Below are 13,978 nucleotides of genomic sequence, written 5' to 3'. Positions count from 1 at the left end.
CAAAAAAAAAGGCCGGGCGCCGTGACCACGCTTGGCGCGTCGCACGCCCCCCGTCGGGCTTCGATTGAACGGCCCCATTCCGCCGCTTCGCGCCGGACGCCTAGGCCACGCCCCGCTAGGTCCGCGGCGGCGGCCTTGTTGTCGCCCGGGGCGTACGATGCGCATACTTGCGGGTAGATCAGGGTTTGCACGCTCGGCACGAGGGGGCTCGGTGAATTCCATTTATCTTTCGATCCTGACGGTCTCGGCCCTCGCGCTCGCAGACGGGCCCGCCGCCGGCGCAAGCGGGGCGGCCCCGCCAGGGGCGACGCGCGCCGAACTGCCCAGCGGGCGGGTGCGGGCGACGACCGAACCAAAAGCGTCCAACAAACCAAAAGCGTCCAACGAGCCAACGGCGTCCCTCGCGTCGAAGGCGGAACCGCCGGAAGAGGAAGCGGCGCCCAAGCCCGGCGTCCCCTTCTTCAAGGACGGCGAGGCGCAAGTGGTCAAGGAGTTTGAGGACCCCGACTACTGGCTCCGCCATGACCTGTGGGTAGAGACAGAGTTCGACTCCGATCAAGACGGCCGCCCTGACCGGGTGCACGTCAGCGTCACGCGGCCGCGGCAGACCGAGACCGAGGGGCTCAAGCTGCCGGTGATCTACGAGACGAGCCCCTACTTTGCCGGAACCGGCGAGTCGGGGACCCGCTACTTCTGGGACCCCCATCAAGAGCTCGGCCAGGCGCCCAAGCAGCGCACCACGGCGCCCCCGGTCGAGCGCAAGGGCATGCGGCCCATCATCTCCAAGTCGCTCGCCAAGCAGTGGACCCCCCGGGGCTACATCGTGGTGCACTCGTCGTCGCCGGGGACCGGCCTCTCGCAGGGCTGCCCCACCATCGGCGGCGAGAACGAGTCGCTGGCGCCCAAAGCAGTGATCGACTGGCTCTGCGGTCGGGCGGACGGGTTCACCTCCCCCGACGGGTACGATCGCGTGTCGGCCGGCTGGTGCAACGGCAAGGTCGGCATGACGGGGACCTCGTTTAACGGCTCGCTCGCGCTCGCGGCGGCCAGCACCGGCGTCCAGGGGCTCGAGGCGATCATCCCCATCGCCCCCAACACCTCGTACTACCACTACTACCGCTCCAACGGCCTGGTCCGCCACCCCTTGGGGTACATGGGCGAGGACATCGACTGCCTGTACGAGTTCATCCACTCCGGCCCCGAAGCGCTGCGCGAATGCTGCGACAACACCATCCGCGACCGGTTGTACCGCAACAACATGGACCGCGCTTCGGGCGACTACAACGACTTCTGGCGCGGCCGCGACTACCTGCACAAGCTGGAGCCGATGAAGTGCGCGTTGCTAATGGCGCACGGCTTCAACGATTGGAACGTCGTGCCGGAGCACAGCTTCCGCATCTACGACGCGGTCCGCAGCAAGGGCCTGCCGTGCCAGCTTTACTACCACCAAGGGGGCCACGGCGGCGCGCCGCCGCTCAAGCAGATGAACCGCTGGTTCACCCGCTACCTGCACGGCGTAGAGAACGGCGTTGAGCAAGACTGCCCGGCCTGGATCGTCCGTGAGGCAGACGACCCCGACAAGCCGACCGGGTACCCCGCCTACCCCCACCCGGAGGCCAAGCCGATCGTGCTGCGTCTGGGGAAGGGGGCGCCCGAGCGCGGCTCGCTGCGGCTCGGCTCTCCCGGCAAGCAGGGCGTAGAAACGCTCGTCGACAACTACTCGTTCAACGGCGAGGCCCTGGCCCGAGCCGAGTGGACCCGGCACCGGCTGATCTACACGGCGCCCGAGCTCAAACGCCCCGTCCACATCTCGGGGACGCCGCGGATCAAGCTCCGCCTGGCGTGCGACCGCGACGCGGCCAACCTCTCCGTGTGGCTCGTCTCGCTCCCTTGGAACACCAAGAGCGACGCCAAGATCACCGACAACATCATCACGCGCGGCTGGGCCGATCCGCAGAACTACCGGTCGATCACCGAGGGTGAGCCGCTGCGACCCGGCCGATTCTACGACCTGGAGTTCGACCTCCAGCCCGACGATCAGGTGGTCCCCGCCGGCCAGCAGATCGGGCTGATGATCTTCTCGAGCGACCAGGACTTCACCCTCTGGCCCAAGCCCGGCGCAGAGCTGACGGTCGACCTCGACGCCACCCGGCTGTCCCTCCCGGTCGTCGGCGGCAAGAAGGGGTGGCGCAAAGCGTTCACCGAAGAGGAAGAGCCGACCAAGCCCGCGGCGCCGCCAAAGCCCTAGCGCCACGGCCGCCGAGCCAGCAGAGCTTCCGCACGACGGCATGGGTAGCGATGGCGCCAAGCCCCCGAGGTGCGGCGCAGCGGGGCCGTTCTCTCCGTGGGAAGTTCGCGCCCAGAACGCCAGGGGAGGTGTTGTCCGTGCCCCGGGCAACCTGTTCGGCCGCGGCGATTGGTTGTCGAAAATAGCCACCCGGCGCGGGACAATGCGGGGTTTGATGACTCCCCCTCCACCAGGAACTGCGATGCACAACGATTCGAGGCGCCCACGCGCGTTGACCCCGGAGAAGCAGCAGCGGCTGATCGAGCTTGTGGCCCGGGGCATGAAGATCGAGGAGGCGGCGAAGCGCACGGGGTGCAGCGGCAAGACCGTGCAGCGCGAGCGGCGTCGCTCGCCGCTGTTCGACTACCTGCTGGGCAAGGCACGCCAGGGCGCCCCCAGCCGGAAGCCGACCCTGGCCGACTGGCGCGCCTCGCGTACGCCGGGGCCCGAGGCGCGGGTCGGGCGGTGGCTGCGTCGGGTCGCCGAGGGGGACCCCGCGCCGTGAAACGGATGGCGCTTAATTTTGTCCCGGAGGTGTCCGCTAGAGGGGGTCATGTGTCCGCTGCTGGGTGCAAGAACGAGCCGCGGACCCCTCGACAGAGGGGGTCCGCCGGCGGGCCGAGACGCGACGCCGCGCAAATTCAAGGGGATCTGGCCGTGGGGTGGGGGTTTTGTCCGAAAATGAAAAGCCCGGCAGGGGGGACAAAAGGACAATTCCCGGCGGACCACGCCGCGCCGCTCCGGGGCCGCGACACGGCACTCGCAGCGGCTGGCCCCGTGGCGCCCTGCTCAGGGCGCGTCCCACCACCACTGGGCAGCGGCGGCCGGCGCGGCGGGGCGGCGGGCAGACAGCTCGGTGTAGCCGGCCCCGACGGCGGCGTGCTCCTTGAGCAGCCCCCCCGCGTCGACCCACACGCCGCCGCTGACGCCGGCGACAAACGTGCGGCGGTCCATCTGGCGGTGGTTGACGACCGACTCGACGGTGCGCGGCACGGCGTAGCGCGGCAGCGGCAGACGCTGTGCGTCTACCAGCAGCCCGCCGTCCCATTGGGCGCGGGGGGCGAGCCCCTGAGCGGGGTCCCACACCATCGCGGCGACCAGCGCCAGGTCGAACACCGCGCGCAGCTCGCCGTACACCGGGTGCTTGGCGCACAGCGGGGCGAAGTGCTGCGAGAAGCTGTGCGCGAACCGTTGGGTCAGCTCGTCGGACTGGCCGGTGTGGATCCGCTCGCCGCGGGCGGTGAGCAGCTCGTTCTCGCTGAGCACCCGCGCGCCGGGGCCGGCCAGCTCGTACGCGTCCCCTTCGGCCGAGGCGTCGATATCGGTGTAGCAGAGCGTGAACCACCAGCGGAGCACGCTCATCGGGGGCGGGGCGCCGTTGTCGTCGAGCTCGATCGTGTCGAGGTAGCTCTCGACCCCCAGCACGCCGTCGGCCAGCCCCATGCCGACCAGCTTCATGTGGTGGTCTGCCTCGACCAGCACGCGGGCGACGCGCGAGTGGGGGTCGATGCCGAAGACCTCGATGTCTTGCTCGCCCACGGCGCCGCGGAGCTCCTCAAGCCACGCGTCGCGACGCCCCGGCGCCAGCGGCTTGGCGCCGCTGCGGCCCAGCAGCGCCTGCGTGGCGGCCAGGTTCTCTGCCCGCGGGTTGATCGAGCACCCGAACGCGCCCCCCGGCGCGCTGCGGCCTGCGCGCAGCAGGGTGAGCAGGTCGTCCAGCCGGACCACCGGGGCGCCGGAGTCTGTAGAGACGATCCGCCCCGCCTGGTCGACGCGCCAGTCGCCGGCGGGGCCGGCCAGCACGATGTCGTGGGTTTCGGGGATCGCAAACGCGTACCGGACTCGCCCGAGCCCGGCGAGCGTGAGCATGGCTTCTTCGAGCGGCTCGCCGGCGGCGGTGCGGCGGGCGATCTCTGCCTCGAGGCGGCCGAGCGAGACGTACCGCAGGCCGGAGGGGGTCCGCGGGTCTTGCGTGCCGCGGGGCGCGGCGCGGGCGCCCTGCCTGGCGAGCCCCAGCGACGCTTTGCTTGGGCGCGGCTTGCGCTGGCGCATGACCCCGCCGGCGTCGACCCAGACGCCGCCGATGGGGAAGGGGCGGATGTCGCCCGGCCCGCCGCCGGCTTCGTTCCAGGTGTCGGGGGCGACGGTGGTGATGATCAGGTCGATCAGCGAGTCGAAGTCGGCGTTCTGGGCGCCCCCCTGGGCCGGCCCGCCGACGCCCAACCCGCCGACCTGACCGGCCGGGCCGCCTCCCTGCTGTCCAAAGCCTGGTCCCAATCCGCCGGGGCCCAGCAGGGGGTTGTTCTGGGCGGCCGCGAGGCAGGCGCCCAGGCCGAGGAACATGACAGCAGAAGAGCGGAGCATGGCGCGGGGCCCGCGTTAAGGGTTGGCGGTGAGCGTAGGCACGATGACGTTCGCAGCCGCCCGCGCCGATTATTCCGCGCCCCGCCCAACGGGGCAACCAACCCGCGGCGCCATCCCAAGACAGCGCAAAAAAACAACGGCCACCGCCCCAGTGGGACGATGGCCGTTGGCGTCGTTCATCGGTGTGGCCTAGCTCAGGCCGCCTGGCTCCCCTGGAATGAGGAGTGGCGGACGGGCTTAGTGGCCGCAACCACAGCTGGGGGCAGCGGCACAACCGCAGGTCGGCTCGCAGCACACGTCGCAGCAATCGCAGCAGCTGCTCTTGCGGCACTTGAACATACCCTTGAGGCGCTCGCACAGGCTGGGCTTCTTGCAGCACGGGTCGCAGCAAGGATCGCAGCAGGAGTCGCACGCCGGGGCGCAGCAGCTGGGCTCACAGGCGGGGGCACAGCAGCTCGGCTCGCAAGCCGGGGCGCAGCAGGTGGGCTCGCAGCAATCGCAGCAGCTGCTCTTGCGGGAAGCGAACTTGGCGCGGATCCGGTCGCACAGGCTGGGCTTCTTGCAGCACGGGTCGCAGCAAGGATCGCAGCACGAGTCGCACGCCGGGGCGCAGCAGCTGGGCTCGCAACCACAGGTCGGCTCGCAGCAATCGCTGCAGCCCTTGTTGCATCCGCCGAACAGGCCGGCCGAGGCGCTCGAGGCGCTGATCGCGAAGGCGCCACAACAGATCGCAGTCAAAAGGAAACGGTGCATTTGAAAACTCCTAACGAAAGAACGGGGGGAGGGGAAACCAATCGTCGGGCGTCTGTCCGCCACGCCGGGTCCGCGCCGCCTGGTAGGGCTTCTGGCGCCGGACGCTCTTCGGAGCGTGGTGATGGACAGGAACGCTTCCTAATTCCATCAAGAGGTATCGACAGCCCAACCGGGAGCGATCGGCCAAACGGCAGCCTCGGCCAAGAAAAGTGCTGGCGCCGGGGCAGGATGCGCGGACTTTGCCGGCTGCGCGAGAAGTGCGGGCCGTGCGGGGGCCGCGATCGGAGTCTCTCGCAGAGGCGCGGAGACGCAGAGCACGGAAAGAGAGCCCTAGCGACGCTCGAACGGATCGTTGGCGTTGATTGCCTAATGAACGCCGCGTCGCGGGTGGATCGCGGTTGGATGCTGTCTTTGGACCTCTGCGTCCCCGCGAGAGGCTTAGTACGAGTGGTTCCCCGCTTAGCCTTCCTGGTCCTCGTCGCTGGACCCGATGCGGTCTTTGCCGACCCACTTCCGCAGGACCTCGGGGACCAGGATCGAGCCGTCGGCTTGTTGGCAGTTCTCGATGATGGCGATCAGCGCCCGGCTGATGGCCACCGCGGTGCCGTTGAGGGTGTGGACGAAGTGGGTCCCTTTCTCCCCCTTCACGCGGTAGCGGATGTCGAGCCGGCGGGACTGGTAGTCGGTGCAGTTGCTGGTGCTGGTTACTTCGCCGTACTCGCCGTGCTCGCCGCGGCCGGGCATCCAGGCCTCGAGATCGAACTTGCGGAACGCGGGCCCGCCGAGGTCGCCGGTCGCGGTGTCGATCACGCGGAAAGGGATCCCCAGCCCGTTGAACAGGTCGCACTCCAGGTCGCAGAAGTAGTTGTGCATGTCCTCGCTCTGGTCGGGGAGCGTGAACGCGAACATCTCTACCTTGGTGAACTGATGAACCCGGTAGAGCCCACGCGACGCGCGGCCCGCGGCGCCCGCCTCGGTGCGGTAGCAGTGGCTGATGCCGCACAGCTTGAGCGGCAGGTCTTCTTCGTCGAAGGTCTGCCCGGCGTACATGCCCCCCAGGGTGATCTCGGCGGTGGCCACCAGGTTGAGGTCGAAGTTCTCAACGCTGTAGATCTGAGTCTCGGGGCCGCGGGGGATGAACCCGACGCCGGCCAGGATGTCGCCCCGCGCCAGGTCGGGGGTGATGGTGGGGGTGAAGCCCTCGCCCACCAGCAGCTCGATGGCGTACTGCTGCAGGGCCAGCTCCAGCAGAACCGCTTCGTTCTTGAGGAAGTAGAACCCGTTCCCGGCGATGCGGGCGCCCGCCTCGAAGTCGACCAGCGCGTGCTGCTCTGCGAGCTCAACGTGGTCGAGCACCGGGAAACCCATCTTGGGGGGCTGCACCTCGCCGCGACGCAGCTCGATGAACTTCTCCTCGCCCCCGACCGGCGCAGCGGGGTGGGTGAGGTTGGGGATGCTGCGGTGGATGGCGTCCGCCTCGGCGGCGATGCGGTCGATCTGCGATTGCTTGGCGTCCTTGGCCTCGCGCAGCGAGCGGCCCTCTTCCTTGCGGGCGTCGCGCTCGGCGTCGTCTTTCGCTTTGCCGATCGATTTGGAGACCTCGTTCGCTTGGCGCGAGAGCTCTTCAACCTCCTGCTGCAGAGTACGCCGCTGGAGCTCCAGCTCAGCAAAGCGAGAGACGTCTACCTTGCCTCCGCGGGCGTCGCAGTTCTTCTGAACCAGGTCGATATTGTCGAGGATGAATCGCTTGTCGAGCATCGAACTTTTTGCCTGCGTTGGATCGGTGTGAACGATAGACCGGGTGACGGGCTGGCCGGGATCAACGGGAGAAGTGAAGGGGGCCTCCACTTTCTCTCGTTCACATCCGGCCTGCCCGGCTAAGCGGTCGATAGGGTCGCGATCTCTTGCCAGAGTCGCGCACTGGCTTTCGTGCCGCGGTGGAAGTCTTCGAGGTTGAATTTTTCGTTGGGGCTGTGGGTGTTGTCGTCGTTGAGGCCCCAGCCCAGCAGCAGCACGTCCGCATCGAGCGCGCGGGCCAGCTCGCCGACGATGGGGATGGACCCCCCTTCGCGGATCAGCACCGGGCGGCGGCCGAAGGCGTGCTGGATGGCGCGGGACGCGGCCTGGATATACGGGCTGTCGGGGGGGAACACCACGCCGGGGGCGCCGTGGAAGTCGATCAGTTCCATCGTCACGCCGGGGGGGAGCAGCGGCTCGAAGAGCGCTTGGACGCCCCGGGTGATTTCGGCGGGGTCTTGGTTCGGCACCAAGCGGAAACTGAACTTGGCGCCCGCCCGGGCGGGGAGCACCGTCTTGGCGCCTTGGCCCTGGTAGCCCGACCAGAGGCCGTTGATGTCGCAGGTGGGCCGGGCCCAACGGCGTTCGAGGTTGGAATAGCCCGCTTCGCCAAAGAAACCGTTGACGCCGAGCTGTTCGGCCATCTCTGCTTCGTCGAACGGCAGAGAGGCGAACTCCTTGCGTTCGGCGTCGCTCAGCTCGACGAGGTTGTCGTAGAACCCGGGGACCTGGATCCGGCCGTCGGAGTCAACCAGCGCCGCCAGCAGCTTGGCGAGCACGTTGGCCGGATTGGTGACCCCGCCGCCAAAAGAGCCCGAGTGCAGGTCCTGCTTGGGGCCGGTGAGCCGGACCTCGTAATAGGCGATGCCGCGCAGGCCGTAGGTGATCGCCGGCACGCCGGGGGCGAACTGAGAGCTGTCGCTGACGACCACACAGTCGCACGCCAGCCGCTCGCGTTGCTGTTGGATGAACGGCCCCAGGTTCGGGCTGCCGACTTCTTCCTCCCCCTCGATCAGGAACTTCACCTGGATGGGCGTCTCGCCCATCGCCTCGAGCGTCGCCGCGACGCTCAGCACGTGCGTGAGCATCTGCCCCTTGTCGTCCGTGGCGCCGCGGGCGTACAGGTTGCCGCCGCGCTGGGTTGGCTCGAACGGGGGCGTCACCCATTCGTCCAGCGGGTCCGGGGGCTGGACGTCGTAGTGGCCGTAGACCAGGGCCACCGGGGCGCCCGGCTTGGCGGGGGTCTGGGCGTAGATGATGGGGCAGCCGGGCGTTTCGAACTGCTGCGCCTCAAGCCCCATCTCTTGGAAATGCTTGAGCATCCAGTCGGCGGCCCGCTGGACGTCGGGCCGGAACGAATCGTCTGCGCTGACGCTGGGGATCCGGAGCAGCTCGCACAACGTCCCACGGTGGGCGTCGCGCAGGGCTTCGAGCCGTGTGTCTACTTGTTCCACCGAGAAATTCACCCTGTCGTAAGATCAACCCATGGCCGCACTTCGGATCGCCCAATATAATGGGCGGCGCGAACTGCTGCCATGGCTTCATCGCGACAGCGTCTCCCCTTCCCGCCGGCACCGAGCTGACCATGGATGACCCCGCCTCCCCTATCGAATCCGCTGAGGGGCCCGATCAAGGGGCCGGCGTCGTCGTCGCCCCGAAGCCGAAGCGGGAGAAGAAACAGCGGGAAGTGCCGCGTTATCACGTGATTTTGTGGGATAGCGACGACCACACGTACTACTATGTGGAAACGATGCTGCTGGAGCTTTTCGGCTACGACGAGCACAAAAGTCATCAGATGGCCGAGGAAGTCGACAAGCAGGGCCGGGTGATTGTGCTGACCACCACACTCGAGCACGCCGAGCTGAAACGGGACCAGATCCACGCCTACGGCCCCGATAAGGCGATGGCCAGCAGCAAGGGCCCGATGTGGGCCAGCATCGAGCCGGCCGGCTAAAGCCCCGCACCGCCCCTCCGCCATGAAGCTCAAGACGCACACGCTTGGTTGCAAGGTCAACCAGTACGAGACGCAGTACGTACGCGAAGGGCTGGCGTCGATCGGCTACGCCGACGCCGAGGCGGGCGAGGCGGCCGACCTGTGTGTGGTGAACACCTGCACCGTCACGGCGGAGGGGGATTCCAAGAGCCGGCAGGTGATCCGCCGGATGGCCCGCGAGAACCCCGGGGCCAAGATCGTGGTGATGGGCTGCTACGCTACCCGGGCGCCGGACGAGGTAGCCAGGCTGCCGGGCGTTACTGAGGTAGTGACCGACAAGCGTGAGCTCCCCGACCTGCTCGGCCGGTTTGGCGTGACCGACACGCCCACGGGGATCAGCGGCTTTGGCGGGCGGCATCGGGCCTACATCAAGGTCCAAGACGGCTGCCTATTGCGCTGCAGCTTCTGCATCATCCCCCACGTCCGTCCCCAGCTCGCCAGTCGCCCGCTCGAAGAGATCGTGGCGGAGGCGGCCCGGCTTGTTGATCACGGCTATCGGGAGGTGGTGCTGACCGGCATCCACCTCGGCCACTACGGGGTCGAGCTCAACCGCTCGCGGCCCAAGGGCGAGTGGACCCGGCTCTCGCACCTAGTGCAGCGCTTGGCGGAGCTCCCGGGCGACTTCCGCGTGCGCCTGAGCAGCATCGAAGCGACCGAGGTCACACGCGAGCTGATCGACGTGATGGAGCGCTTCCCGGCCCGCGTGGCGCCCCACCTGCACATCTCGATGCAGAGCGGCAGCGACGGCGTTCTGAGGCGGATGCGGCGCCGGTGGGGCCCCCAGCGGTTTGTCGATCGATGCGGGCTGCTCGAGAGCCGGCTCGACCGCCCCGCGATCACCACGGACGTGATCGTTGGATTCCCGGGCGAGACCGAAGCAGAGTTTCAGGAAACGATCGACGTTTGTCGGGAAGTGGGGTTCTCAAAGATCCACGTTTTTCCGTTCAGCGCCCGTCGGGGCACCCCCGCGGCCGACATGCCGGGGCAGCTCTCCAAGCAAGAGAAGCAGGCGCGGGTGCACGCGCTGAGCGAGGTCGAGCGAGAGCTACGCGATGCGTATTTCGACAAGCTCCGCGGCATGCCGCTGAGGGTGCTGCTAGAGACGCAGGTCGAAGGGGGAGTGGTAGGGACTTCCTGTCGCTACGCGCCTGTAAGGTCGGAAGTCGACGCCTCGCGGATTGGAAAGTTTCTCGACGTGACGGCGGGGGGATCGCGGGACGGGATTGTTCAGTCAAGCTGTGACAGGCCGATCCCCCAGGCTATCTAGCCGACGGGCTCCGCCCCGTCGGAGTAGCCGAGGCAACGTTGCTCTTCGAGCCACACCGACGGGGCGGAGCCCGTCGGCTATTCGCATTGTTCGGAGGGTGGTTCTACCCATCTGGGAACTGTTTGCAGTACTCGTACAGCGCCATCGAAGTCGCTGTCGCGACGTTGTAGCTGTAGGGGAGGCCCCAGACGGGGATCTCGACCACGTCGTCCAGCAGCTCCAGGGCCTCGGGCTCGAGCCCGTTTCGCTCGTTGCCGATCACGAGCGCGGTCCGGCGTTCGAAGCGGTAGTGGTGCAGGTCGGTGCTGTCGGTCGTTTGCTCCAGCCCTACCAGGCGGAAGCCTTCGCTCTTGAGCTGCTTGAGCGCCGGGGGCAACGTGCGGCAAACCCGCAACTCGATGGTGTTAGCCGCGTCGCGGGCGATTTCGGGGTCCAGCTTCGCCCGCCCCGCCGCGACGATCTTCGTTACTCCACAACACCCGGCGGCGCGGGCGATTCGCGATAGATTGACCCCGGAACGCAGCGGCGCACAGGCCAGCACCAGCTCCCGCGGGGACTGCAGCGTTCGGAAGGGCTGGTGTCGTAGGTGCTCGAACGGCATAGCGAACCCGGGTCTGTCGATGGGGCGCCGGTTGGCGGTTTCCTTCAGGGACCGCTAAGCTAAACCTAGGCGATCCGAGAAACCACCGCACCGCTACGGGCCTACGATGTCGTTTCGCGTTCTGGCGCCGCTGCTGATCGTGATTGTACTGCTATTGGCCGCCGGAGCGGCCGTCCGCCAGGCCCGTTTGCCGCCGGCCGACTTCGTTTTCGGGAACGAGACCGAAGTCCAATCGCTCGATCCGGCGGTGACCTCGGGGCAGCCCGAGGGGCGGATCATCTGGTCGGTGTACGAGTGCCTCTGCAACCGGAGCGCCAAAGATCAATCGGCCACCCCTGGGGTCGCCGAGTCTTGGGATATCTCCGAAGACGGCCGCACCTACACCTGGAAGCTACGCAAGGACGCCCGTTGGTCGAACGGCGAACCTGTTACGGCCCACGATTTCGCGTACTCCTTCCAGCGGTTCCTCGACCCGATGACTGCGGCGAAATACGCCCAGGCAATGTGGTACGTGAAGGGCGCCGAGCGGTACAACCAAGGCGCCGCGGCGCTCAAGGTGGGCGACCGTGTGGAGGTAGTGCTGCCCGAGCCCCCCAAGGGCGCCCTGCCGCACGCGCGAGGCGTCGTGCTTCACGGGGTGCTGACCGGGATCGAGCGCGACCCGGAGTACGAGGGCCAAGAGCTGTCCGAAGAGGACTTCGGCAAGCGTCACGGGTTGGTTATCGAGATCGACGGCGCCGAACGGCGATTTCGGCAAGAGGGGAGCTCCATGCCCCGCGACGCGTACGAACTTTGCAGGCAGGTGCTGCTCGATTTTGCCGAGGTAGGCGTGCGGGTCGAGGACGATCACACGCTTGTCACGGAGCTAAACGAACCTACGCCCTATTGGCCAGAGCTGATGGGATTCTACCCCATGGCCCCGGTTAACAAGACGTGCGTAGAGACCTATGGTTGGCCCACCTGGACCTACCCAGAGAACATCGTCGGCAACGGCGCCTACAACGTCGAGTTCCGCCGCATCCGCGACCGCATCCGATTGCGCAAGAGCGACACTTACTGGAACAAAGATGCCGTGCGGCTCGAAGTGATCGACGCTCTCTGCGTCGACTCCCTCACGACCGCATTTAATATGTACGAAACCGGCCAGCTGGACTGGCTCACCAAGGCGCCGCCTTTGATCACGAGAGAGCTGCTCAAGCAGGAGCCGCCGCGGGACGACCTCTGTCTCGCGACGCAGCTGGGCACGTACTTCTACTCGATCAATCTGACCCGCAAGCCGTTCGACGATGTTCGGGTGCGGCGTGCCCTAATGCTTGCGCTGAACCGACAGCAAATCGTAGAGACGGCCTGCGCCGGCGAACGCCCGGCCCGCAGCATCACGCCCCCCGGGCTGCCCGGCTACGACCCGCCGCAGTGCCCGCCGCACGACGTCGAGGAGGCCCGCCGGCTGCTGGCAGAGGCGGGCTTTCCGGGCGGGGCTGGCTTCCCTCGGATTGAGATCCTCTACAACACCGAAGAGTCGCACCGCACCATTGCGGAGCTGGTTCGTAAGCAATGGCAAACCGCGCTCGGCATCGAGGTCCGCACGCGCAACGAAGAGTGGGGCACCTACCTCAATAGCACCCACCAGTTGCAGTTCGACATCTGCCGTCGGGCGTGGATCGGCGACTATCTCGACCCCAATACGTTCCTGGATATGTGGGTCACCGGCGGCGGCAACAACGAAACCGGGTTCTCCAACGCCGAATACGATCGGCTGATCCTCGAAGCGGGCCAAGAGACCGACGCCGAAAAGCGTTTTGGGTTGCTGGCGGAAGCAGAACGCATCCTGATGGATCAGGCGCCGATCTTGCCGATCTACTACTACAACTCACGGAACCTTGTGCGGCCGTACGTCCGCGGCTTCTACAATAACCTGCAGGATAGCCACCCGCTGCAAGACATCTGGATCGACCGAGAGGCCCAGGGCCCGAACGAGTACATGCGGGGTTGCGTCAAGTGATCGGATTCATCGCACAACGGCTAGTTTGGATGGCGCTGGTGCTTGTCACGGTGTTTGTGCTGTCGTTCTTGCTGATGCACTTTGTCCCGGGCGGCGCCTTCCAGAGCGAACGCAAGTTGCCGGCCGCGGTCGAAGCGAACTTCAAACGCAAGTACAACCTCGACAAGCCGCTGCCAGAGCAGGCGTGGCTGCAGGCGACGGGCTACCTGCGGGGCGACTTTGGCGTGTCGATGAAGAAGGATTTCTTGATCAGCACGCTGATCCGTCAGGGGCTGCCGGTATCGGCGGCGCTGGGCACGCTGGCGCTGCTGTTTGCTTTCTCCGTGGGGCTGACCGCGGGGATCATCTCGGCGGTGGCGCGGGGCGGGCCGATCGACGTGGGGGTGATGACCCTGGCGACCATCGGCATCGCGCTTCCCAACTTCGTGATCGCCGGTTTCGCGATCTTGCTGTTTGTGTTCACCATCCCGCTGCTGCCGGCCGCGGGGTGGGGATCGTTGCGGCAGTTGGTGTTGCCGGCCGTTTGCTTGGGCGCCCCGTACGCCGCTTACGTGGCGCGGATCGCCCGCACCGGCATGCTTGACGCGCTCTCGCAGGATTGCATCCGCACCGCGCGGGCCAAGGGGCTGTCCGAGCCCGCCGTGGTGCTCCGCCACGCGTTGCCCACGGCGCTCTTGCCGGTGGTGTCGTTCCTCGGCCCCGCGGTCGCAGGCGTGCTCACGGGGTCGCCGGTGATCGAGAAGATCTTCGCGGTCCCCGGGCTTGGCTGGCACTTTGTGCAGTCCGCGCTCGACCGCGACCTGACCGTTGCGATGGGGCTGGTGCTGCTTTACACGTTCATCTTGTATTCCGCGAACCTGCTGGTGGATATCGCCTACCGGTTGCTCGATCCACGGGTGGAGCTCAGCTAGCGC

General features: G+C 67.3%; 11 protein-coding genes. 7 read left to right on the top strand and 4 right to left on the bottom strand.

The window, feature by feature from the left end; genetic code table 11:
• Window positions 1-211: 211 nt before the first annotated feature.
• Entirely contained in the window at window positions 212-2,248 is a 2,037-nt protein-coding gene (locus tag Pla175_RS22825) for a Xaa-Pro dipeptidyl-peptidase (protein WP_231954027.1), read from the top strand.
• A gap of 241 nt (window positions 2,249-2,489) precedes the next feature.
• Window positions 2,490-2,792, top strand: coding sequence for a helix-turn-helix domain-containing protein (locus tag Pla175_RS26285; protein ID WP_197527087.1), 303 nt, complete (start codon window positions 2,490-2,492; stop codon window positions 2,790-2,792).
• A gap of 284 nt (window positions 2,793-3,076) precedes the next feature.
• Here Pla175_RS26285 and Pla175_RS22815 read toward each other — a convergent pair whose 3' ends face one another.
• Complete coding sequence (locus Pla175_RS22815) at window positions 3,077-4,651, bottom strand: DUF1598 domain-containing protein (protein ID WP_145291110.1); 1,575 nt, start codon at window positions 4,649-4,651, stop codon at window positions 3,077-3,079.
• A 343-nt stretch (window positions 4,652-4,994) separates the two neighbouring features.
• Here Pla175_RS22815 and Pla175_RS22810 point away from each other — a divergent pair, with 343 nt between their 5' ends.
• On the top strand, window positions 4,995-5,408 hold the full coding sequence (locus Pla175_RS22810) for a hypothetical protein (protein WP_145291108.1): 414 nt from the start codon (window positions 4,995-4,997) through the stop codon (window positions 5,406-5,408).
• A 455-nt stretch (window positions 5,409-5,863) separates the two neighbouring features.
• Here the strand turns inward: Pla175_RS22810 and serS are convergent, their stop codons facing one another.
• Together serS and Pla175_RS22800 are read right to left on the bottom strand one after the other, a co-directional pair.
• Window positions 5,864-7,162 (bottom strand): serine--tRNA ligase, encoded by a 1,299-nt coding sequence (gene serS, locus Pla175_RS22805; protein WP_145291105.1) that lies wholly within the window; start codon window positions 7,160-7,162, stop codon window positions 5,864-5,866.
• A gap of 119 nt (window positions 7,163-7,281) precedes the next feature.
• On the bottom strand, window positions 7,282-8,655 hold the full coding sequence (locus Pla175_RS22800) for a dipeptidase (protein WP_197527086.1): 1,374 nt from the start codon (window positions 8,653-8,655) through the stop codon (window positions 7,282-7,284).
• A gap of 59 nt (window positions 8,656-8,714) precedes the next feature.
• Here Pla175_RS22800 and Pla175_RS22795 point away from each other — a divergent pair, with 59 nt between their 5' ends.
• Window positions 8,715-9,155, top strand: coding sequence for an ATP-dependent Clp protease adaptor ClpS (locus tag Pla175_RS22795; protein ID WP_231954026.1), 441 nt, complete (start codon window positions 8,715-8,717; stop codon window positions 9,153-9,155).
• 22 nt (window positions 9,156-9,177) lie between these two features.
• Window positions 9,178-10,461 (top strand): tRNA (N(6)-L-threonylcarbamoyladenosine(37)-C(2))-methylthiotransferase MtaB, encoded by a 1,284-nt coding sequence (gene mtaB / locus Pla175_RS22790; protein ID WP_145291101.1) that lies wholly within the window; start codon window positions 9,178-9,180, stop codon window positions 10,459-10,461.
• A gap of 103 nt (window positions 10,462-10,564) precedes the next feature.
• Here mtaB and Pla175_RS22785 read toward each other — a convergent pair whose 3' ends face one another.
• Complete coding sequence (locus Pla175_RS22785) at window positions 10,565-11,062, bottom strand: TrmH family RNA methyltransferase (protein WP_197527085.1); 498 nt, start codon at window positions 11,060-11,062, stop codon at window positions 10,565-10,567.
• A gap of 106 nt (window positions 11,063-11,168) precedes the next feature.
• On the opposite strand from Pla175_RS22785, the gene Pla175_RS22780 reads away from it, so the two are divergent.
• Both Pla175_RS22780 and Pla175_RS22775 read left to right on the top strand, forming a co-directional pair.
• On the top strand, window positions 11,169-13,064 hold the full coding sequence (locus Pla175_RS22780) for a peptide ABC transporter substrate-binding protein (RefSeq protein ID WP_145291099.1): 1,896 nt from the start codon (window positions 11,169-11,171) through the stop codon (window positions 13,062-13,064).
• 29 nt (window positions 13,065-13,093) lie between these two features.
• Entirely contained in the window at window positions 13,094-13,975 is an 882-nt protein-coding gene (locus Pla175_RS22775) for an ABC transporter permease (protein WP_231954025.1), read from the top strand.
• Window positions 13,976-13,978: the final 3 nt, after the last annotated feature.

The organism is Pirellulimonas nuda (assembly GCF_007750855.1).
Lineage (GTDB): Bacteria > Planctomycetota > Planctomycetia > Pirellulales > Lacipirellulaceae > Pirellulimonas > Pirellulimonas nuda.
This window is presented reverse-complemented; position numbering and strand designations above follow the sequence as displayed.

Bases quoted from the DNA above. Each gene is read 5' to 3' on its own strand.
- Pla175_RS26285 (WP_197527087.1), top strand. From the start codon at position 2,490: ATGCACAACGATTCGAGGCGCCCACGCGCGTTGACCCCGGAGAAGCAG.
- Pla175_RS22815 (WP_145291110.1), bottom strand. From the start codon at position 4,651: ATGCTCCGCTCTTCTGCTGTCATGTTCCTCGGCCTGGGCGCCTGCCTC.
- serS (WP_145291105.1), bottom strand. From the start codon at position 7,162: ATGCTCGACAAGCGATTCATCCTCGACAATATCGACCTGGTTCAGAAG.
- Pla175_RS22795 (WP_231954026.1), top strand. From the start codon at position 8,715: ATGGGCGGCGCGAACTGCTGCCATGGCTTCATCGCGACAGCGTCTCCC.
- mtaB (WP_145291101.1), top strand. From the start codon at position 9,178: ATGAAGCTCAAGACGCACACGCTTGGTTGCAAGGTCAACCAGTACGAG.
- Pla175_RS22785 (WP_197527085.1), bottom strand. From the start codon at position 11,062: ATGCCGTTCGAGCACCTACGACACCAGCCCTTCCGAACGCTGCAGTCC.
- Pla175_RS22780 (WP_145291099.1), top strand. From the start codon at position 11,169: ATGTCGTTTCGCGTTCTGGCGCCGCTGCTGATCGTGATTGTACTGCTA.
- Pla175_RS22775 (WP_231954025.1), top strand. From the start codon at position 13,094: ATGGCGCTGGTGCTTGTCACGGTGTTTGTGCTGTCGTTCTTGCTGATG.